Raw genomic sequence first — 20016 nt, 5'->3', positions numbered from 1 at the left:
CGGGCCGGTTCGGACACAGTGCTGGTTCATGAGCACTGTGAACGTGACCGGCCTGACCAAACGCTTCGGTGCCGTGGAAGCCGTCCGGGACCTCGACTTCGAGGTGACACCCGGCATCACCGCCTTCCTCGGCCCCAACGGCGCCGGCAAGACCACGACCCTGCGTCTGCTGCTCGGGCTGATCCGCCCGACAGCCGGCCGGGCGACCATCGACGGCCGGACCTACGCCTCCCTGTCCCATCCTCGCCGAACGGTCGGAGCGGTCCTCGAAGCGACCGGCTTCCACCCTGGTCGTACCGCCCGCCGGCACCTGCAGATCCTGGCCCTCGGGGCGGGGCTGCCGTCGTCCCGTGTGGACGACGTGCTCGGCCGGGTCGGTCTGGCCGATGCCGCCGGGCGCCGGGTCGGCGGTTTCTCCCTGGGGATGCGCCAACGGCTCGGGCTGGCGGGCGCGCTGCTGGGTGATCCCGGCCTGCTGATCCTGGACGAGCCGGCGAACGGACTCGACCCGGCCGGCATGGCCTGGCTGCGGGGTCTGCTGCGGGACCTGGCGGACCAGGGTCGCACGGTCCTGATCTCCAGCCACGTGCTGGCCGAGGTGGCCCGGACCGCCGACCGCGCGATCGTGATCAGCGGTGGCCGGTTGCGCCACGCCGGACCGCTCGACGGACTGGCCGCCGACGGGCTCGAAGCTGCGTTCCTCCGGCTCACCGAGGAGGCTCAGCGATGACGATCCGCGCCGAGATCCGGAGACTGCTCACCACCCGTACGCCTCTGCTCCTCTTCGCCGCGGCGCAGCTCCTGGTCATCGCCGGAATCTCCGGGACCATGGCCCGGCGGGACGACGCCGCCACGATCGCGACGCAGCGTGCCGCCGTCGCCCACATCGGCCTGGTGGCGCTGTTCGCGCTCGTGCTCGGCATCCTGGCGGTGGCCGGCGAGTACCGGCATCGCACGATCACCGACACCTACCTCACCACCCCCGACCGCGCCCGCGTCGTCCTGGCCCAGCTCGTCGTTCACGCGATGGCCGGCCTCGTCCTCGGCGTGGCCGCCGCGGTGACCGCCCTGGCTTCGGCCGCCGTCTGGCTGGCCGCAGAGAACGAGTCGCCACTCGTCACCTCCGGCGAGCTGTGGCAGACCATCGCCGGCGGCATTCTGTGGAACGCCCTTTTCGGCGCCATCGGCGTCGGCGTCGGCGCCCTGATCACCAACCTGATGGGCGCGATCGCCGCCGCGCTGGCCTGGGTCGCCCTGGTCGAGGGCGTCGTCGGTCAACTCGTCGGCGACGCTGCCGCCTGGCTCCCGTTCGCGCTCGGCTCGGCCCTCGGCACCCTGCCGACCGCGTCCGACGGCCCACCGCAGTGGCTGGCCGGTCTGGCGCTGGCCGGGTATGCCCTGATCTTCACGGTGGCGGCCACGCTGACTACCGTCCGGCGGGACGTCGTCTGAGAAGGCGGCGTCCCTACTGGACGGTCAACAGCTCGTTCTCGACCACGACCGGGACGGAAAGGGTCTTGTAGCCGACCTCGTCGAACAGGACGGTCATCCGCTCCTCCTCGTAGCCCATCACCGTGCCGACGCCCCACTCGCCGTGGCGGACCTTGGCGTGGACGGGGAAGGGCTCGTCGGTGGTGGCCTCGATCGTCTCGGCGGCGGTGCCCTCGGCGCAGTTGTCGCAGTGGTCGCAGGGCTTGGACAGGTCTTCGCCGAAGTAGGCCAGCAAGGTCTGGGTGCGGCAGGCCCGCGTCTCGGCGAAGCCGCGCATCATGTCGGTGCGCGAGCGCGAGACGATCTGCTGGCGCTCCTGCTCCTTGACCGCGGCGGCCGCCGCGGCCGCGGGCAGCGGGGCGAAGATCGGGACGGTCAGCTTGTTGCCTCGGCCGGCGGTCATCGCCCCGACCTGTTCCAGCAGGTTCAGGTACGAGCCGAGCTTGCGCGGGCCCAGGCCGGTCTTCTCCTTGAGCTCGGCCTTGGTCTGCGGGCCCGACCGCAGGGCCGCCGCCAGCTCGCGCAGCTCGATCTCGTCGGGGGCGCCGCCGGTGAAGAAGCGCTGGATCGCCTCGTCCTCGGACCGCCACAGCAGCAACGCCTGCGCCGGCTCGTCGTCGCGGCCGGCCCGCCCGATCTCCTGGAAGTAGCTGTCGGGGGAGTCGGGCAGGGCCATGTGCGCGACCCAGCGGATGTTCGCCTTGTCGATGCCCATGCCGAACGCCGACGTGGCGACCATGATGTCGACCTTGTCGGCCGTGAAGGCCTCGTGCTTCTGCTCGCGGGCGCCCGCCGCCATGCCGCCGTGGTAGAAGTCGGCCGGGTAGCCGGCGTCGGTCAGGCGTTCGGCCAGTTCCTCAGCCGAGCGCCGGGTGGCGACGTAGATGATGCCCGGTCGCGGCGCCGAGTCGAGCAGGGCGGTGAGCCGGCGCCAGCGGTAGGCCTCGTCGGGGCAGTACGTCGCCTCGAGGAAGAGGTTGCCCCGGTCGAGGCCCGAGACGTGGATCTCGGGCTTGTCGAGCTGCAGACGCTCGATGATGTCGTCGCGCACCGGCGGCGAGGCCGTCGCGGTCAGCGCGAGCACCGGCGGGCGGCCGATGCCCTTGATCATGTCGCCCAGGGCCAGGAACTCGGGGCGGAAGTCGTGGCCCCAGGCCGAGATGCAGTGCGCCTCGTCGACGGCGACCAGGCCCGGCTTGAGCGCCTTGACCTCGGCCATCCGCTCGGGGTCGCTGAGCTGCTCGGGCGTGATGAACAGGAACTCGGCGCGACCCTCGCGGATCTCCCGGATCGCCTCGCGCTGCTGGGCCGGCGTCTCGGCCGAGCTCACCCGCACCGCGCGGATCCGGGGATCGTCACGCTCGTTGAGGGCGGCGATCTGGTCCTGCTGCAGGGCCAGCAGCGGCGAGATCACCACTGTCGGGCCGGGCAGCAGCACCGCCGGGATCTGGTAGATCGCCGACTTGCCGGCTCCGGTGGGGAGCACGACCAGGGCGTCACGGCGGCGCAGCACGGCGCGCATGGGTTTGAATTGGCCTGGGCGCAGGGAGGGCCACCCGAAGTGGTGCCGGGCGACCCTCCGCAGGCGCGGACCGTAGATGGGAAGTTTCATCGAGCGGCCAGATTTCCCGGACGGCGGGGCAGACAAACGCTCACGAAGCCTTGGGCAGGATCTCGTTCTGATAGAGGTCGAACAGGCCCTGATAGTTGGGCCCGGTGTTGGCCACGTAGACCTCGTCGAAGCCGGCCTGCCGGTACTTGTCGATCATCTCGAGGTGGGCCGCCGGGTCGTTGCCACAGACGAACGACTCCTTGACCATGTCCTGGGTGACCAGCTGGGACGCCTGCTCGAAGTGCTTGGGCGTGGGCAGCACCTGGGACAGCTCGCCGGGCACACCCGAGTTCGGCCATTTCTCGTACGCGATCCGCGCGCCCTCCTCCTCGGTGGGCGCGAACGCGGCCTTGAACCCGGCCTGGGCGACGCGCTTGCCGCCGCCGTTGTCGCGGAACCGCTGGACCAGGTCGCTGTCGGGCATCGTGCTGACGTAGCCGTCGCCGATGCGGGCGGCCACGTCGACCGCCTTGGGCCCGAACCCGGACACGAGAATTTCGACCGGCGTCTCGGGCAGGGTGTAGACGCGCGCGTTCTCCACTGTGTAGTGCTTTCCGCGGTACGAGTAGTTGCCGCCCTGCCACAGGCCGCGCATGATCTCGACGGCCTCCTCGAGCATCTCCAGCCGTACGTCGGCCTCGGGCCAGGCGTCGCCGAAGATGTGCTCGTTGAGGGCCTCGCCGGTGCCGACGCCGAGCCGGAAGCGGCCCTTGGTGAGCACCGCGCTGGTCGCCGCGGCCTGGGCGATGACGGCGGGGTGGATGCGGACGGTGGGACAGGTGACCGCGGTGGTGATCGGCAGGCTGGTCGCCTCGCTGAGGGCGCCGATCATCGACCAGACGAACGCGCTCTGGCCCTGCGCGTCGACCCAGGGGTGGTAATGGTCGGAGATCCAGAGGCCGGTGAAGCCGGCGCGCTCGGCGCCGCGGGCCTGCTCGAGCAGCTCTGCGGGGGTGTATTCCTCGCACGACAAGAAGTATCCGATGCGCATACGCGCTGGTGTACCCCTATTTCTTGCCGCCGAACATGCGGCGGATCGCCCACAGGAGCAGCAGGAAGGCGAGGGCGACACCGAGCAGGCGGACGGCGTGCACCTCGGACCAGTCGACGGTGGCGGCGGCGAGCACGGTGGTGGTCACGCAGGCATGGTATCGACCCGACTTAACCCGGAGCTAATAGAAAGGTTTGTTGACTGAAACAGCTCCGGGGTGTGACCATTGGTCCGCACAAACGGGGGGCGCGCTCCCACAGGGCGCGCCGGACGTCACCGGAGGTACGGGGGCCTATGCCGAATCATGGCGAATTGCCGGAACTCGCCGCGGCGGTGCTACAGCCGGGATTCGTCGGCACCACCGCGCCCGACTGGGTCCGGCGGTGGCTCGGCGAGGGTCTCGGCGGCGTGGCGCTGTTCGCCCGCAACGTCGAGTCGCCGGCGCAGGTGGCCGCGCTGACCGCGCAGTTGCGCGCGGAGCGCCCCGACGTGCTGGTCGCGATCGACGAGGAGGCCGGCGACGTCACCCGGTTCGAGTCTCGGCTGGGCAGCTCCCGGCCCGGCAACCTGGCCCTGGGCGCGATCGACGACGTCCGGCTGACCGAAGAGGTCGCGCGCGACCTGGGCTGCGATCTGGCCAACGCGGGCATCACGCTCGACTACGCGCCCGACGCCGACGTCAACAGCAACGCGGCCAACCCGGTCATCGGGGTCCGCTCGTTCGGCGCCGAGCCCCAGCTGGTCGCCCGGCAGTCGGCCGCCTTCGTGCGCGGGCTCCAGGCGGCCGGCGTCGCGGCCTGTGCCAAGCACTTCCCGGGCCACGGCGACACCAGCGTCGACTCGCACCACGACGTGCCGCTGATCGACCGGGACCGCGCCCAGCTCGAGGAATGTGAGCTCGTGCCGTTCCGGGCCGCGATCGCGGCCGGCGTCCGCGTCGTCATGACCGGTCACCTGCTCGTGCCCGCGTTCGACCCGGACCTCCCGGCCACGCTGAGCCCCCGGATCCTTACCGGGTTGCTGCGCGAGGAGCTGGGCTTCGACGGCCTGATCGTCACCGACGCGATCGAGATGCAGGCCGTCCGCCGCCGTTTCGGGCTGGCCGGCGCGACCGTGCGGGCGCTGGCCGCCGGCGTGGACGCGATCTGCGTCGGTGGCGAGCACGCCGACGAGCAGACCGCCGCGCTGCTGCGGGACGCCATTGTGGACGCCGTACGCTCCGGCGAGCTGGCCGAGGAACGGCTGCGCGCCGCGGCCGCGCGGGTGCGTCACCTCAGCGAGTGGACGACCGCCACGCAGACCGCCTCGGGCGCGCGGGCGATCGCCGACGCCGCCCCCGCGGTCCCGGCGCCGGCCTCGACCACCAGCGTGGGCTTCGACGCCGCCCGACGGGCGATCCGGGTGACCGTCACGGGCGGCTCCGCCGAGCTGCCGATCCGCGAGCCGGCCCACGTGGTCGAGTTCGCCCCGCCGCGCAACATCGCCATCGGGGCCGAGACGCCGTGGGGCCTGGGTGAGCCGCTCGGCGAGCTGCTGCCCGGCACCACGTCGGTGCGGCTGACCGAGGGCGACCTGGGCGCCGACCCGGTCGCGACCGTGCTGGACGGTTCGGCCGGACGCCCGCTGGTGCTCGTGGTGCGCGACGTGCACCGGCACGCCTGGCTGGCCGACGTGCTGCACGGTGTGCTGGCCCGGCGGCCCGACGCGGTCGTCGTCGAGATGGGTGTGCCCGAGACCGTGCTGGGCGCGGTGCACATCTCCACCTTCGGGGCGACGCGGGCCTGCGGCCGGGCCGCGGCCGAGCTGATCGCCGGCACCCGGGTCCCCGCGCCCGCTCCGCAACCCCTGGCCGCGTGAGGCGCCTCAGTCCTCGATGATGTCGTCGTACTCGGGGTGCTCGGCGACGTACTTGGCGAAGAAGGGGCACGCCGGATAGACCCGCGCGCCCCGGGCCCGCAGCTGGTCGAGCGTCTGCCCAGCCAGCACGGAGCCCAGGCCCTGCCCGCGGAACCGCCGGTTGATCTCGCTGTGGGTCACGACGGTGATGCCGTCGCGCACCCGGTAGGCGGCGAAGCCGGCCACGTCGTCGCCGATCCTGAGCTCGAAACGTTTCTCGGCGGGGTTGTCACGCACATCGACGTCGCTCATCGGCTCAGCTTAGGGTCGCGCGGGCACCGTACGCTGGAAGGGTGTTGAAACCCACCTCGCGCCTTGCCGTCGCCCTCAGCTCAGCCACTCTCCTCGGCGCGCTCCTCGCCGGGTGCAGCAGCGACAACGTCAGCTGCGGCCTCGACCAGTGCTCGGTCTCGATCGACCGGCAGACCAACGCGAGCGCCAGTTTCCTGGGCGTGGAGGCCAAGTTCCTCAGCGCCGACGCCGACACGGTGACGCTCGAGGTGGCCGGCGAGCAGATCAGCCTGACCAAGGGCCAGCAGGCGGTCGAGGTGGCCGGTCTGCAGGTGTCGCTGGACAGCGTGACCAGTGACAAGATCGGCCTCGAGGTTGCCCGGGCCTAGCCCCTCCTAGCACCTGGCGGTGTTCCCGTCCTGGGTTTGAGAAAACCCGGGACGGGTCATTTTCCTCCTATGAATTCCGCCGCCTCGAACGTCAAGAGCTCCGCATCGCGGGCCGCCGACAGCAAGCCGCTCGAATATCTCGCCCGGGGCGGCTTCATCGGTTACGGCATCATCCACCTCATCTTCGCCTGGATCGCCTTCCAGGTGGCCTTCCAGGGCTCGTCGCAGGAGAGCGACCAGTCCGGCGCGCTCCAGTCGCTGGCCGGCAACGGCCTGGGCAAGACGCTTCTCGTCGTCATCGCCATCGGCATGATCGCCATGGCGATCTGGCAGGCCTTCGAGGCCGCGATCGGCGAGAGCGGCAAGCAGGACCGCGCCGCGATCGCCGAGCGGGTCCTCTCCGGCGCGCGCGCTCTGCTTTACCTCTACCTGGCGTGGACGGCGATCAAGGTCATCCAGGGCTCGAACGCCTCGATGGGCGACAATTCCGAGAGCAAGACGTCGTCCCTGATGGACAGCACCGGCGGTCGCTGGCTCATCGGCTTCGTCGGTCTCGTGGTGCTCGGCGTCGGCGTCGGGATGTTCATCTACGGCTACAAGAAGAAGTTCACCAAGCACCTCAACACCGGTGAGATGACGCAGGGGACCCGCCAGCCGATCATCCGGCTCGGCATGGCCGGTTACATGGCCAAGGGCACGGCGTACGCGATCGCCGGGGTGCTCGTGGTGGTGGCCGCGGTCAACTACGACCCCGAGAAGGCCCGTGGTCTCGACGCCGCCCTCAAGACGCTGGCCGGCAACTCGTGGGGTGTGTGGGTGCTCGGGCTGATCGCCCTCGGCATCGCCTGCTTCGGGGTGTACTGCATCGCCCAGGCCAAGTACCGGAAAGTGTGAGCAAGGTCTGACCTTCGGACGGGAAAGTCGTTGGTGCCGGTGACCCGGGCAGGATGGGTCGCTGGCATCAGCACTTTCTGCTGGAAGGAGAGACGTGCCCAGCGTTCTGGAATCCCTGCTCGTCGTCGTGGCCTCCACGGGTGCGGCGCTCGTGGCCGTCGAGGTCCTGCACTGGCTGCTCAGCCGCATCGGACGCCGGTCGGAGCTGGCCGCCGATCTGGCCCGCACCGCACACAAGCCGTTCCTGGCCACGGTCACCCTGTTCGCGGTCCAGCAGTCGCTGCGCGCCGCCGCCGGCGACTTCCCGGGCCGCGCCGGCGTGCTGCACGCCCTGGTCATCGGTTTCATCGGCGCGTTCGCCTGGCTGGTCGCCGCCCTGCTGCTGGTCCTGGAGGACGCGGCGCTGTCGCGGTGGCGCACCGACGTTCCCGACAACCTGCGCCGCCGCCGCTTCAAGACCCAGGTCGTGATCCTGCGGCGGGTCACCGTGGCTTCGATCGTCGTCCTCGCCCTCGGCGTGGTGCTGATGACCTTCCCCGGCATCCGGGCGCTCGGCGCCAGCGTGCTGGCCTCGGCCGGCATCATCAGCGTCATCGCCGCGCTCGCCGCGCAGAGCACCCTCGGCAACGTGTTCGCGGGCCTGCAACTGGCCTTCAGCGACGCCGTGCGGGTCGACGACGTGGTGGTGGTCGAAGGGGAGTGGGGGCGCATCGAGGAGCTCACCCTCACCTACGTGGCGGTGCAGATCTGGGACGACCGCCGGCTCATCCTGCCCACGTCCTACTTCACCACCAAGCCGTTCCAGAACTGGACCCGGTCGAGCTCGGCCGTGCTGGGCACCGCCGAGGTGGACGTCGACTGGTCGACCGAGATCGAGCCGCTGCGCGAGGAGCTGAAGGCCACCTGCGAAGGCTCCGAGCTGTGGGACGGCCGGGTCTGCGTGCTCCAGGTGACCGGGGCGATCGAGGGGACGGTCCGCCTGCGGGCCCTGGTGAGCGCGAGCGACGCGCCGTCGCTGTGGGACCTGCGGTGCCTGGTGCGCGAGAGGCTCGTGACGTTCATCTGGTCGCACCAGCGCGACGCCCTGCCGCGATACCGCGCCGACCTCCTGGACGGCCGCCGGATCGAGCGCGAGCCGGCGCGACCGGCCCCCCGCGCCGACGCCGACGACGGCCGCTTCTTCACGGGTGAGGACGGGGACGCGCGCGCCGCGGCGTTCGGCGGGCCGGACGAACCCGTAGCGGTCCGGGCCGACCGCTGACGCGTTCCGGCGGGTTTTCGGCAACAGGATTGACGCGCGGGTGATCAGGGCATACACCGGGTCATGGAAAGGAGGACACCATGGCCGATGTTCTGAACGGCCGCCAGCCGAGCACAGGCGCCGATCAGTCCACAGCCGAGTTGGTGCAGCGCGCGAGTGAGCAGATCAGTCGCCTCGTCCGGGACGAGATCGCGCTGGCCAAGGCCGAGCTCGCCGAGAAGGGCAAGCATGCCGGTATCGGCATCGGCCTCTTCGGCGGTGGCGGAGTTCTCGCCATGTACGGCGTCGGTGCCCTCGTGGCGACCCTGATCATTATCTTCGACCTGTTCCTGCCGCTGTGGCTGGCCGCCCTGATCATCACGGTCGTGCTCTTCGCGGTCGCCGGCGTCCTGGCCCTGATCGGCAAGAAGCAGGTGACCAAGGCGGTCCCGCCCGAGCCCTCAGCGGCCATCCAAAGCGTCAAAGCCGACGTCGACGAGGTCAAGCACGCCGTGGAGCGTGGTCGCGCATGAGCGAGAAGAACGGTTCGCCGGCCGACAAGCCGTCGATCGACGAATTGCGGGCGGACATCAAGCAGACGCGGGCCGAGCTGGGCGAGACCGTGCAGGCGCTCGCGGCCAAGGCCGACGTCAAGGCCCGGGCCAAGGAGCAGGTCGAGCAGACCAAGCTCAAGGTCAAGGCCCAGGCCGTCGAGGCGACCGAGCGGGTCCGCGGCGCGGCCGTGGCCGCCGCCGGCGCGGTCAGCGGCAAGGTCCACGAGGTGGCCGACCAGACCGCCGCCAAGGCCGACGAGGTCGATGTCCGCGAGACGGTCCGGAACAGCCCGGTGCCGCTCCCCCTCGTCGTCGCCGGAGTGGTGGCGATCGTCGGGGTCATTCTGATCATCCGAGGGAGGCGCCGGTGAGCGGCAAGGTTTCCAAGCTGGCCTACAAGCCGGTCGGTCTGCTGCTCGGCATCGGCGCCGGCACGGTGGCCGGGTTCGTCTTCAAGGAGATCTGGAAACTGGCCTCCGGAGACGACGACGCCCCCAACGCGACCGACGAGGATCGTGGCTGGGGCGAGATCATCGCGGCTGCCGCTCTGCAAGGCGCAATCTTCGCGATCGTGAAGGCGGCGGTCGATCGCAGTGGCGCTGTCGGCGTGCGCAAACTGACCGGCCAATGGCCTGACTGACGCCTGATCGACAGGAGCGGGTCTCCCACATCGCGAGAGCGAAGTGGGGGGCCTTTTCCGTATCCACGGGTGTTTATTCGGTGGTCGCGAGGGGCAGCTTTATGGCCCGTTTTTCGGGTACAGTGTGGCCAGTTTTTGCGTATGTGGTTCGCTGCTTCCACCCGATCAAGGGAGACTGGCCTACCGGCCGGGGTCAGGAGATCAGGCGGATGGGACGTCCTCTGAAAGGCCGCCTCACGGCGCCGCTGCTCGAAAACGGTCATCGGCCCGGGGTGTAGCGGGGTCGGCATTTTCAGAAGGAGAGTTCAGCATGGCGCAAGGAACCGTGAAGTGGTTCAACGCAGACAAGGGCTTCGGCTTCATCACCGTTGACGGCGGGGGTGCTGACGTGTTCGTCCACTTCTCGGCCATCCAGTCGAGCGGTTACCGCTCGCTGGAGGAGAACCAGCGGGTCGAGTTCGAGATCGCCCAGGGCCAGAAGGGCCCGCAGGCGGAACAGGTTCGCCCGCTCTGACAAGCGACGCCGGTCCTCGGACCGGCTGCCGATCGCCTGGCGGAGGTCGGCTACGACGCGAAAGCCCCCGCATCCCTCAGGGATGCGGGGGCTTTGTTCAACCGTTTATTGTCTTACCTTTTACCGGTGACCGGCCGGCGGTTCCATCGGGGTCGAGGTCGGCGCTTCGCCGCGTTTGGCCCGGGCCCGGGACCGCTCTCCAAGAATGATCAAAATCAGTCCGCCGACCGCCACGATCGGGCCTATGACCGCCCAGATTCCGGTCCCGCTCATCCGGCTGCCGCCCAGAATGTCAAGACCCTGCAGTGTCCACAGAGCACCGACAACCACGGCCAGCACGCCGAGGGCCATCGGTAGCCATCCGTGGAGCCTTTTCGGAGCCGCCGCCGGATTATTCACCATTTGTCATGCACCTGCGGGCGGACGAGGTCGTCGTAGACCTTGCGGACGCCGGCCTTGGCCTCGTCGCTCAGCGGCGGCAACCCGGCCACAGCGGCATTTCCGCGGGCCTGCTCGGGATTGCGGGCGCCGGGGATCACGACGGTGAGGCCGGCCTGGTCGAGCACCCAGCGCAGCGCGAACTGGGCCATGGTGAAGCCCTCGGGCACGAGCGGGCGCAGCCGCTTGACGGCCTCGAGCCCGGTTGCGAAGTCCACGCCGGAGAACGTCTCGCCGACGTCGAACGCCTCGCCGTGCCGGTTGTAGTTGCGGTGGTCGTCGGCGCCGAAGGTGGTGTGCTCGTCGTAGCGGCCGGAGAGCAGGCCACTGGCCAGCGGCACCCGCGCGATGATGCCGACCCCGGCCTCGGCGGCGGCCGGCAGCACCCGCTCGAGCGGCTTGAGCCGGAACGCGTTGAGGATGATCTGGACGCTGGCGGTGCCCGGCCGGGCGATCGCGGCGAGCGCCTCGTCGACCTTCTCGACGCTCACCCCGTACGCCCGGATGCGCTTCTCCTGGACGAGCGTGTCGAGAGCGTCGTAGACGGCGTCGGAGGAGAAGACCGGGGTCGGCGGGCAGTGCAGCTGCACGAGGTCGAGCGTGTCGACGCCGAGGTTGGCCCGCGACCGGTCGGTCCACGCCCGGAAGTTGTCGAGGGTGTAGTTGCCGGGCTCCTGGTCGACCCGCCGGCCCATCTTGGTGGCCACGGTGAGCTGCGGCTTGTCCTTGAGGAAGGAGCCGATGATCTGTTCGCTGCGGCCGTCGCCGTAGACGTCCGCCGTGTCGATGAACGTGACGCCGGCATCGACCGCGGCCTGCAGCGTCTCGTGCGCGTCGGACTCGCTCACGTCGCCCCAGTCCGCGCCCAGCTGCCACGCGCCGAGGCCGACCACGCCGACCGTCCGTCCCAACCTGCCAAAAGTGCGTTTCTCCACGAGTGACGACACTACCGGGATTGCGGTAACCTGCATGCAAAACGTACGTACGGTTTGGGAGGTTCGCATGTGGGATCCGGCCGTGTACCGCCGTTTCGGCGCCGAGCGCGCGCGCCCGTTCGCCGACCTGCTCGGTCGCGTCGGCGCGAGCGAGCCGCGGGCCGTCGTCGATCTGGGCTGCGGCCCCGGCGAGCTGACCCTGAGCCTGGCCGGGCGCTGGCCCGGCGCACGCGTCACCGGCGTCGACTCCTCACCGGAGATGATCGCCAAGGCGCGCGCGCACGGCGGTCCGGCCGAGTTCCGGGTCGGCGACGTGCGGGACTGGCACCCGGAGCCCGACGTCGACGTGCTGGTCACCAACGCGACCCTGCAATGGGTGCCCGGGCATCGCGACCTGCTCACCCGGTGGGCCCGGGACCTGCCGGCCGGGGCGTGGCTCGCCCTGCAGGTGCCGGGCAACTTCGGCGCGCCCTCCCACGTGCTGCTGCGCGAGGTCGGGAAGCGTTACGGCGTCGGCGATGTGCTGCGGGAGGCGCCGGTCGGCGATCCCGCCGAGTATGCGGCGTTGCTCACCGGTGCCGGCGCCGAGGTCGACGCCTGGGAGACCACCTACCTGCATCTGCTGCCGGTCGACGGGCCCGAGCACCCGGTGCTGCGCTGGATGGAGGGCACGGCGTTGCGTCCCGTCAAGGCCGCGCTGGACGACAATGCTTGGCAGTCGTTCCGCGCCGACCTCGCGCGGGAGCTGACCGGCGCCTACCCGGCGACCGGGGAACACGTCGCGTTCCCGTTCCGCCGCGTCTTCGTGGTGGCCAGGACCGCCCCATCAGGAGGGGACGTACGGTGACATCGTTCATTGCCGGCCTGCCCAAGGCCGAGCTGCACGTGCACCACGTGGGCTCGGCCTCGCCGCGCATCGTGGCCGAACTGGCCGCCCGGCACGAGGGCTCCTCGCCGGTGCCGGCCGACCCGGCCGCGCTGGCCGACTACTTCGCGTTCCGCGACTTCGCGCACTTCATCGAGGTCTACCTCAGCGTTGTCGACCTCATCCGGGACGACGAGGACGTGCGCATGCTGACCTTCGAGATCGCCCGCGAACTGGCCCGGCAACAGGTCCGCTACGCCGAGCTGACCATCACGCCGTACTCGAGCGTCAAGCGCGGCATCCCGGCCAAGGCGTTCTGCGAGGCGATCGAGGACGCCCGCCGCGGGGCCTTCACCGAGTTCGGGATCGACCTGCGCTGGTGCTTCGACATCCCGGGCGAGGCCGGTCTGGCCGCCGCCGAGCAGACCCTGGCGATCGCCCTCGAGGAGCGACCCGAGGGCCTGATCAGTTTCGGGTTGGGCGGTCCCGAGATCGGGGTGCCGCGGCCGCAGTTCAAGCCGTACTTCGATCAGGCCCGCGCGGCCGGGCTGCACAGCGTGCCGCACGCCGGCGAGACCACCGGCCCGCAGACCATCTGGGACGCGGTGCGGGAGCTCGGGGCCGAGCGGATCGGGCACGGCATCTCGGCCGCCCAGGACCCGGCGCTCATGGCCTATCTGGCCGAGCACCGCATCCCGCTCGAGATCAGCCCGACGTCGAACCTGCGGACCCGGGCGGTCGCCTCGCTCGACGAGCACCCGCTGGCCACGCTGGTCGGTGCGGGCGTGCCGGTCAGCATCAACTCCGACGATCCGCCGATGTTCGGCACCACGCTCGAGAACGAGTACGCGGTGGCCGCGCGGCTGCTCGGCCTCGACGACGACGGCGTGGCCGATCTGGCCCGCGCGGCCGTCTCGCAGAGCTTCCTCGACTCGTCCGGTCAGGCCCGGTTGCTCGCCGAGATCGACGCCTACGCCGCGCGCAACGCGTAGCCCGCGCCTACACCGCCCGTAGCGCGTAGAGCGGGTCCTGCCAGATCGCGAGCACCACCACGATGCCGATGGTGAGCACAGAGACCCAGCGCACGAGCCGCCGCCGATTGAACCTGGCCGGGCCCTCCTCGGGCTCGGTCAGGGGCCGATCCAAAGTCTCACGCACAGCCTTGCCTTCCGCCTAGTCGGGAACCGCCGTCCAACTCTGGTAACGCTGACCGCTGCCCGTCTGCAGGACGAGCACGCGGTGCGCGCCGAAGCGCTGATCGCCCACGCCGGCCACGAGGTCGCCCTCGGCCGTCCGCAGGGTGAAGCCGTACGCCGAGGCCTGCAGCACCCACCGGGCCGCGCTGCCGTCGCAGGCCGTCTGCACCAGCGGCGCACCGGCGACGGGCCGGCCGCCGACCGGGCCGACGCATTTGCCGGTGGCCCGCGAGACCAGCGTGTAGCTCTTCTTGCCGGCCGGCACCAGCTTCCACTGCTGCTGGGCGTCGTCGTCGCTGCCACCGTCGAGGGTCACCGGGGTGCCGAGCGCGGTACGGGCGCCGTAGAGGTCGGCCGCGCCGCCGGTGAGCGCGTTGGTCAGCGTGAACCAGGAGTTCTGGGCCGGACGGGCCGCGGGCGCCGTCTCGGCCGTGGCCCGCGCGGTGTACCGGCTGCCCGACTTGATGATCACCCGGTACTTCGCGTCGGGCTTGAGGCCGATCAGCCGGGCCCGGGTGGCCTTGGTGGTGGCGACCGGCTGTCCCTCCACCGACACCTGGTAGGTGGCCGTGGCCGAGGCGGCGCTCCAGGTGAGCCGGACCGAGCCGCTGGTCGCGTCGCGCACCTCGAGCACCGCCTGCACCGGCTCGGCGGTCACGCTCTTCGCGGGCTTGGCCGGCGGCGCCGTGGTCGCCGCCACCGGCACCTCGGGCACCTCGGGGGCCGGGGTCTCGACCGGCGCGGTGGGCTCGGCGCCCGGCTCGCCGGCCGGGGCCGACTCGCTCGGGCCCACCTCGGGTGAGGGCGGAACCTCGCCGCTGTCGGCCGGGGCCGTCCCGGTCACGGCCGGCGAGGGCTGGGCGCTCACGCTGGGACTCGGAGCGGGCTCGGCCGGAGCGGAGCTCGGCGGCGTGGTCGGCTGAGGGGCGCCACCGGCGTCCGGGATGTCGTCGCCGCCGTCGCCGCGCAGCAGGAACTCGCTCTTCGCGACGTTCCAGTTCTCGTCGAGATAGCTGCCGGGCTTCGGGTTGGTGTTGAAGTAGTCGTCGTGGTTGCAGTCGAGCCGCGTCTCGTGCTTCTTGGGGCAGGCCGTGCGCACCTTCTTGCCCGAGCGGTCGGGCCCGCAGAGCAGATCGTGCTCGTCGAGACAGCCACCCGCGCCACTCGAGTTGGGCGAGTCGATCAGGGCCGCGCCCAGGGTGTGGGTGAGCTCGTGGGCGGCCATCGCCGAGCTCCAGCAGCCGGCGTCGACCCGGCCGTACGAGGGGCCGCCGTTGTTGCGGTTGCCCAGCCCGGGACGGCGGTCGGCGATGTAGGTCGCGATGCCGCAGTACACGTTCGCGTCCGCGAAGATCAGGTATTTGCGGTCGGTGCGGTTGTAGCCGAGCTTGCGCAGCTCGTCGATGTTGCGGGTGAACGAGGTGAGCCCGCCGGCCGGCAGCTCGACCTCGGAGACGTCGACCCGGCACTGCGGGGTGGTCACGAAGCGCACGTGGCGTGAGCCGCCGGTCTCGCCCGCGCTCTCGTCGAAGGTCTGGTCGACACCGGACGACCAGGTGCGGATCGACCCGAGGAAGTCGGTGTAGCGGCTGGGAGTGCCGAACTCGTGCAGATAGAGCACCTGGACGCGCTTGCCCGCGCGCCCGTCGCCCTCGCAGGCCACGTCGTGCGCGCCCATGATGAAGTCGGCCTCGCCGGGGGCCGCGTCGGGCACCAGGGCCGGCGCGTCGGCGGTCAGCGCGCTGCCGCCCTCGTCGCGGGCGATCTCGGCGTCGGTCGGGGTGGCCGCGGCGCTCTCGCGGACCGGCGGCCGGGGCTCGGGCGCCTTCGCGGTGACCGGGGTGACATCCCGGCGCACCTGCAGCCCGGCCGGCGCGCTGTCCGGGCCGTGCGTGCAGTTCTGCTGGTCCAGTTCGTACGATCCCGCGCACAGCGTGCCCGCCTTGGCCGGCTTGAGCCCGTCGTAGACCAGACCCTGGTCGGGCTTGTCGGCCGGCACGGAGGTCAGCGAGAGGCTCCGTGAACCGGGGCCGTCCGAGACGCTCTCCACCACGCTCGGGCCGACCACGCCGCCGACGCCGAGCAGCGCCAGCCCGAGGACGACCGGCAGCAACCGGTGGGGCTGCCGGGAAACGGCCCGGCGGTGCCCCCGCGGTTCCGTCCGGCGGTGCGTGGACAAGACCTCTCCTTGCCTGGCGCGGGAGCTTCGCCGGTTCACGTTCGCGGGCGGGGAACCGGGAAGCCGGATGGGATCGGTGGGAACCTTGCCAGTCCGGCCCGGCGAGCGGAACGCCTTTAATACAGATCTAAGCAAGAACCCGGCCCGCTTCACTCGGATCGGGCAGGGCGGCCCGCGCGCTCCCGGGCCAGACGCCCGACCAGACCGAACCGGCTCGCCTGTTTCGGCGTCGCCTCGGCGTCGGCGAACAGCATCACGACGCTGGCCCCGCCCATGGCCGCGCGGTCGAGACTGACCGAGCCGCCCGCGGACTGCGCCGCGCGACGGGCGATGTCGAGCCCGAGCCCCGTCGAACCCTGGTCGCTCTGGCCACGCTGCATTGCCTTCTCCGGATCTTCGATGCCGGGCCCGGCATCGTCGACACGCACGGCGACCCAGCCGTCACGCCGTGAGATGCCCACCTCGAACGCCGTTCCCTGGGGGGTGTAGCGGAACACATTACCGAGAATCGCGTCCAGGGCCGCGGCCAGTTCGGCCCGGGCGACCGGGACCGGGATGCGCATCTGCGCGCCGACCACCCGATAGTTGCGGTTCTGGTCGCCGGCCAGCGCCGACCAGAAGGTCATCCGCTCCCGCACGATCTCGCTGACATCGCACACCCCGGTCTCGGGCGCGGCCGCGACCTGGGCCGCGACCGCCTTGCGGGTGGTGTTGATCAGTTGGTTGACCTCGCCCTCGAGCGTGACGATGGCCTGGCGGATGCGCCGGATGCCGCGCCGGCGGTCGATCTCGTCGGGGCTGAGGCTGATGATCTGGGTGTCGTCGGGGTCGAGCGCCTCGGCGTCGAGGCGCAGCGCGGTCAGCGGCGTGCGCAGCCGGTGGGACAGGTCGGCGACCATCTCCCGCTCGTTGGTGCGCGAGGTGACCAGGCGGTCGGCCATCCGGTTGAAGGCGTACCCGGCCTCGGCCAGCTCGCGGGGGCCGGACGGCTGGATGCGGACGCCGAGGTCGCCGCCGCCGACGGCCATCGCCGCGTGGACCAGGTTGCGGGCCGAGTTGACGGCGCCGCGGGCGAGCCGGTCGACCACGATGACGCTGCCGGCGACCAGGACCAGCGCGATGCCGAAGAGCAGCCACCAGTCACCGCCCGCGCCTTCGAGGTCGCTGTCCGGGACGAAGACCTCGACCACCGACGTACGGCCGGCGACCGTGATGGGCTCGAGCCGGACCAGGCCGCCGTCGACGTCCTCGGTCACGGTCGAGCCGCTGCTCGCGGCGTGCCGCACCTCGTCGCCCGGGGCCCGGCCGCCGGCCGCCGCGGTCGCACCCGGGGCGTACACGGTGACCCGGTCGCTGACGCCGGCCCGGGCCGCGGCCAGCCCCTTGGCGCCGGCCCCGGCCGAGAGCGCGCCGACGATGCGCGAGCTCTGCCGCTCGGCCGCGCCGATCACCTGTTCGCGGTGGTCGTGGCGCAGCTCGAAGCCGAGCGGGACGAGGAACGCGAGAGCGGCGACGGCGGTGGTCGCGGCGGTGATGTAGGCCAGGCGGCCTCTCAGTCCGGCGCCACCAACCGGAATCCGACCCCCCGCACGGTGCGCAGGTAGCGAGGTTTCGCCGCGGACTCGCCCAGTTTCCGGCGTAGCCAGTACAGATGCACGTCGATCGTCTGGTCCTCGCCGACCGATGGCTGTCGCCATACCTCCTCCAACAGCTCGCGTCGCGACACCACCCGGCCCGGGCGTGCCGCCAGGTAGGCCAGCAGGTCGAACTCCTTGCGGGTCAGCGCGAGCGGCTGATCGGCCAGGGTGGCGCTGCGCTCACCGACGTCGACCCGCAGCTCGCCGACCTCGTGCACGGCCGGCTGGGCCGTGCGGCTGGCCCGGCCCACCCGGCGCAGCACGGTGGAGATGCGGGCGTCGAGGTGGGCGCCGGTGAACGGCTTGACCATGTAGTCGTCGGCGCCGGCCCGCAGCAGCCGGACGACGGTCTGCTCGTCGTCCCGCGCGGTGGCGATGATGATGGGCACGTCGGTGATGCCCCGCAGCATGCGCAGCGCGTCGGAGCCGTCGAGGTCGGGCAGCCCGAGGTCGAGCACGACCAGGTCGGGGGTCTCGGCGGCGACCCGGCGCAGCGCGTCCAGCGCCGTGCCGACGGCGTGCACGGCATGCCCCCGGTCGGCGAGCGAGCGGAGCATGGCGCCACGCACGACGTGATCGTCTTCGACGAGCAACACCGTGGCCATGCGAAGAAGGTACTGCCCTTGGCAAGCAGGGCCTAACCGGTGATGCAGGGACACCCTTCGATCACTATGGGTAACCGATTACCATCCGTTGTGCCGATGTCATTCATACTTTTTCCCGGTACGCGCCTGGCGCTGGCGCTCGAGAGCCTGACCGGCCTGAGCGTCGGTGACGCGCTGGGCGCACAGCTCAGCTCGGCCGGCCCGCTCGGCTCGTTCGCGGACGCGGGCGATCCGGCCGGCGTCCCGCCCGCGCCGTGGTCGTGGACCGACGACACCGAACAGGCGTGCTGCCTGATCACCGTGCTCGCTGAGGGTGACTTCGATCGCGACGCGTTCGCCGACGAGCTGGGCCGCCGGCACGATCCCGCCCGGGGCTACGGCTCCGGCGCCGCCGGGCTGCTCCGCGAGATCCGCGACGGGCTGCCCTGGCCGATCGCGGCGGCCGCGGCCTTCGACGGGCAGGGCTCGGCCGGCAACGGCGCCGCCATGCGGGCCGCCCCGCTCGGCGCCTGGCACGCCGACTCGATCGCGCACGCGGCGGCCCAGGGCGTCCGCGCCGCCGAGGTCACCCACGCCCACCCCGAGGGCATCGCCGGGGGAGTGGCGGTCACGGTGGCCGCGGCCGTCGCGACCGCCGGCCGGCTCGACGGGCGCCGGCCCGCTCTGCTGCGCGCGGTGACCACCCACACGCCCGAGGGCCGCGTCCGCGACGGTCTGCGGGTGGCCGGCCGGTTGACCGATCCGATCGAGGCGGCCCGTGAGCTGGGCACCGGCGCCCGGGCGCTGGCCCGCGACACCGTGCCGTTCGCCGTCTGGGTGGCCGATCGGTTCCTCGACGACTATCCGGCCGCGATCCGGGCCTGCGTACGGGCCGGCGGCGACGTGGACACCACCTGCGCGATCGCCGGCGGCATCGTCGCGGCCTACACCGGCGCCGACGGCATCCCCGCGGCCTGGCGGTCGGCCCGCGAGCCGCTGCCCGCCTGGCTGGCCGCAGCCACCGCCGGATGATCGGTGCCGCCTTCCCGTCCGCCCCCTAAGCTCGGCCTGTGAGCGACGACGACCGGTACGCCGGCACCGGGGACCCCGACGGGCTGGATCGGCTGTGGACACCGCACCGGCTGGGCTACGTCACCGGCGAGGAGCAGCCCGAGGGCGGGTACGAGAAGCCGTCGGGCTGCCCGTTCTGCCAGGCGCCCGGGAACGGCACGCTCGTCGTCGCGCGTGGTGAGCTGGTGTTCGCGGTGCTCAACCTCTATCCGTACAACCCGGGGCACCTGATGGTCTGCCCCTACCGGCACGTCGCCGACTACACCGACCTCACCGACGACGAGACCGCCGAGGTCGCCGCCTTCACCCGGACGGCGATGCGGGTGATCCGCTCGGTGAGCAGCCCGCACGGCTTCAACCTGGGGATGAACCAGGGCGCCGTGGCCGGTGCGGGCATCGCCGCCCACCTGCACCAGCACGTGGTGCCCCGGTGGGGCGGCGACGCCAACTTCATGTCGGTGGTGAGCCGCACCAAGGTGCTGCCCCAGTTGCTCGACGACACCCGCAAGCTAATCGTCGAGGCGTGGCCGGCCTAGGTGACTGGTGTTAAACAGGGGTTGATCGGCGTAGCCGATCGACCCCTGTTGTGGATTGGGGCGGTAGGTGTGTCGGTGATGTGCCTGGTGGTGCGGGCGGATGTGTTTGCCAGTAATGGTTGT

At 71.5% G+C, this 20016-nt stretch carries 24 protein-coding genes; 14 read left to right on the top strand and 10 right to left on the bottom strand.

Features of this window, described 5'->3' with window-relative positions:
* The first annotated feature begins 28 nt into the window (after window positions 1-28).
* Complete coding sequence (locus tag HJC40_RS40390) at window positions 29-730, top strand: ABC transporter ATP-binding protein (RefSeq protein WP_250008935.1); 702 nt, start codon at window positions 29-31, stop codon at window positions 728-730.
* Window positions 727-1452, top strand: coding sequence for an ABC transporter permease subunit (locus HJC40_RS40385; protein ID WP_250008934.1), 726 nt, complete (start codon window positions 727-729; stop codon window positions 1450-1452). The genes HJC40_RS40390 and HJC40_RS40385 overlap by 4 nt, the downstream gene beginning before the upstream one ends.
* Window positions 1453-1465: 13 nt before the next feature.
* Here the strand turns inward: HJC40_RS40385 and HJC40_RS40380 are convergent, their stop codons facing one another.
* The 3 genes from HJC40_RS40380 to HJC40_RS45885 are packed head-to-tail and all read right to left on the bottom strand — an operon-like array spanning window position 1466 to window position 4242.
* On the bottom strand, window positions 1466-3103 hold the full coding sequence (locus tag HJC40_RS40380; RefSeq protein ID WP_250008933.1) for an ATP-dependent DNA helicase RecQ: 1638 nt from the start codon (window positions 3101-3103) through the stop codon (window positions 1466-1468).
* 40 nt (window positions 3104-3143) lie between these two features.
* Window positions 3144-4094: a TIGR03557 family F420-dependent LLM class oxidoreductase gene (locus tag HJC40_RS40375; RefSeq protein ID WP_250008931.1), complete on the bottom strand. Its 951-nt coding sequence runs from the start codon at window positions 4092-4094 to the stop codon at window positions 3144-3146.
* 16 nt (window positions 4095-4110) lie between these two features.
* Window positions 4111-4242, bottom strand: coding sequence for a hypothetical protein (locus HJC40_RS45885; protein WP_284044436.1), 132 nt, complete (start codon window positions 4240-4242; stop codon window positions 4111-4113).
* 146 nt (window positions 4243-4388) lie between these two features.
* Here HJC40_RS45885 and HJC40_RS40370 point away from each other — a divergent pair, with 146 nt between their 5' ends.
* Window positions 4389-5951, top strand: coding sequence for a glycoside hydrolase family 3 protein (locus HJC40_RS40370; protein ID WP_250008930.1), 1563 nt, complete (start codon window positions 4389-4391; stop codon window positions 5949-5951).
* A 6-nt stretch (window positions 5952-5957) separates the two neighbouring features.
* On the opposite strand, the gene HJC40_RS40365 is transcribed toward HJC40_RS40370, so the two are convergent.
* On the bottom strand, window positions 5958-6242 hold the full coding sequence (locus HJC40_RS40365) for a GNAT family N-acetyltransferase (protein ID WP_250008929.1): 285 nt from the start codon (window positions 6240-6242) through the stop codon (window positions 5958-5960).
* Between the two features lie 41 nt (window positions 6243-6283).
* Here HJC40_RS40365 and HJC40_RS40360 point away from each other — a divergent pair, with 41 nt between their 5' ends.
* From HJC40_RS40360 to HJC40_RS40330, 7 genes are all read left to right on the top strand, one after another.
* Window positions 6284-6610, top strand: coding sequence for a hypothetical protein (locus HJC40_RS40360; RefSeq protein ID WP_250008928.1), 327 nt, complete (start codon window positions 6284-6286; stop codon window positions 6608-6610).
* Between the two features lie 69 nt (window positions 6611-6679).
* On the top strand, window positions 6680-7504 hold the full coding sequence (locus HJC40_RS40355) for a DUF1206 domain-containing protein (RefSeq protein ID WP_250008927.1): 825 nt from the start codon (window positions 6680-6682) through the stop codon (window positions 7502-7504).
* 94 nt (window positions 7505-7598) lie between these two features.
* Complete coding sequence (locus HJC40_RS40350; RefSeq protein WP_250008926.1) at window positions 7599-8765, top strand: mechanosensitive ion channel family protein; 1167 nt, start codon at window positions 7599-7601, stop codon at window positions 8763-8765.
* Between the two features lie 80 nt (window positions 8766-8845).
* Window positions 8846-9277, top strand: coding sequence for a phage holin family protein (locus HJC40_RS40345; RefSeq protein ID WP_250008924.1), 432 nt, complete (start codon window positions 8846-8848; stop codon window positions 9275-9277).
* A complete protein-coding gene (locus HJC40_RS40340) occupies window positions 9274-9669 on the top strand; it encodes a DUF3618 domain-containing protein (RefSeq protein WP_250008923.1) in 396 nt (131 codons plus the stop codon). The genes HJC40_RS40345 and HJC40_RS40340 overlap by 4 nt, the downstream gene beginning before the upstream one ends.
* Window positions 9666-9938, top strand: coding sequence for a DUF4235 domain-containing protein (locus HJC40_RS40335; protein WP_250008922.1), 273 nt, complete (start codon window positions 9666-9668; stop codon window positions 9936-9938). The genes HJC40_RS40340 and HJC40_RS40335 overlap by 4 nt, the downstream gene beginning before the upstream one ends.
* 310 nt (window positions 9939-10248) lie before the next feature.
* Window positions 10249-10452, top strand: coding sequence for a cold-shock protein (locus tag HJC40_RS40330; RefSeq protein ID WP_067306996.1), 204 nt, complete (start codon window positions 10249-10251; stop codon window positions 10450-10452).
* 120 nt (window positions 10453-10572) lie between these two features.
* On the opposite strand, the gene HJC40_RS40325 is transcribed toward HJC40_RS40330, so the two are convergent.
* Window positions 10573-10803 carry a hypothetical protein gene (locus HJC40_RS40325; protein WP_374273659.1) on the bottom strand — a complete coding sequence of 77 codons (231 nt, stop codon included), beginning with the start codon at window positions 10801-10803 and terminating at the stop codon, window positions 10573-10575.
* Between the two features lie 44 nt (window positions 10804-10847).
* Window positions 10848-11825, bottom strand: a complete 978-nt coding sequence (locus tag HJC40_RS40320; protein ID WP_250008920.1) for an aldo/keto reductase — start codon at window positions 11823-11825, stop codon at window positions 10848-10850.
* Between the two features lie 67 nt (window positions 11826-11892).
* Between HJC40_RS40320 and HJC40_RS40315 the strand changes: the two genes are divergently transcribed.
* Both HJC40_RS40315 and HJC40_RS40310 read left to right on the top strand, forming a co-directional pair.
* Window positions 11893-12672: a trans-aconitate 2-methyltransferase gene (locus tag HJC40_RS40315; protein WP_250008919.1), complete on the top strand. Its 780-nt coding sequence runs from the start codon at window positions 11893-11895 to the stop codon at window positions 12670-12672.
* Complete coding sequence (locus HJC40_RS40310; RefSeq protein ID WP_250008918.1) at window positions 12669-13682, top strand: adenosine deaminase; 1014 nt, start codon at window positions 12669-12671, stop codon at window positions 13680-13682. The genes HJC40_RS40315 and HJC40_RS40310 overlap by 4 nt, the downstream gene beginning before the upstream one ends.
* A 7-nt stretch (window positions 13683-13689) precedes the next feature.
* Here the strand turns inward: HJC40_RS40310 and HJC40_RS40305 are convergent, their stop codons facing one another.
* From HJC40_RS40305 to HJC40_RS40290, 4 genes are all read right to left on the bottom strand, one after another.
* Window positions 13690-13848: a hypothetical protein gene (locus HJC40_RS40305; protein WP_250008916.1), complete on the bottom strand. Its 159-nt coding sequence runs from the start codon at window positions 13846-13848 to the stop codon at window positions 13690-13692.
* Window positions 13849-13863: 15 nt separating this feature from the next.
* The gene (locus tag HJC40_RS40300; protein ID WP_250008915.1) at window positions 13864-16065 is read right to left on the bottom strand and encodes an RICIN domain-containing protein; all 2202 of its coding nucleotides are present in this window, start codon (window positions 16063-16065) and stop codon (window positions 13864-13866) included.
* Window positions 16066-16214: 149 nt separating this feature from the next.
* Entirely contained in the window at window positions 16215-17600 is a 1386-nt protein-coding gene (locus tag HJC40_RS40295; protein WP_250009013.1) for a HAMP domain-containing sensor histidine kinase, read from the bottom strand.
* 17 nt (window positions 17601-17617) lie between these two features.
* On the bottom strand, window positions 17618-18307 hold the full coding sequence (locus tag HJC40_RS40290) for a response regulator transcription factor (RefSeq protein ID WP_250008914.1): 690 nt from the start codon (window positions 18305-18307) through the stop codon (window positions 17618-17620).
* Window positions 18308-18403: 96 nt separating this feature from the next.
* On the opposite strand from HJC40_RS40290, the gene HJC40_RS40285 reads away from it, so the two are divergent.
* Together HJC40_RS40285 and HJC40_RS40280 are read left to right on the top strand one after the other, a co-directional pair.
* The gene (locus HJC40_RS40285) at window positions 18404-19318 is read left to right on the top strand and encodes an ADP-ribosylglycohydrolase family protein (RefSeq protein WP_250008913.1); all 915 of its coding nucleotides are present in this window, start codon (window positions 18404-18406) and stop codon (window positions 19316-19318) included.
* Window positions 19319-19356: 38 nt separating this feature from the next.
* Complete coding sequence (locus HJC40_RS40280; protein ID WP_250008912.1) at window positions 19357-19893, top strand: HIT domain-containing protein; 537 nt, start codon at window positions 19357-19359, stop codon at window positions 19891-19893.
* Window positions 19894-20016 lie beyond the last annotated feature (123 nt).

The sequence above is a fragment of the Actinoplanes sp. M2I2 genome (assembly GCF_023544445.1).
Taxonomy (GTDB): domain Bacteria; phylum Actinomycetota; class Actinomycetes; order Mycobacteriales; family Micromonosporaceae; genus Actinoplanes.
The sequence above is the reverse complement of the archived record's forward strand: the minus strand, read 5'-3'. Positions and strand labels throughout refer to the sequence as shown.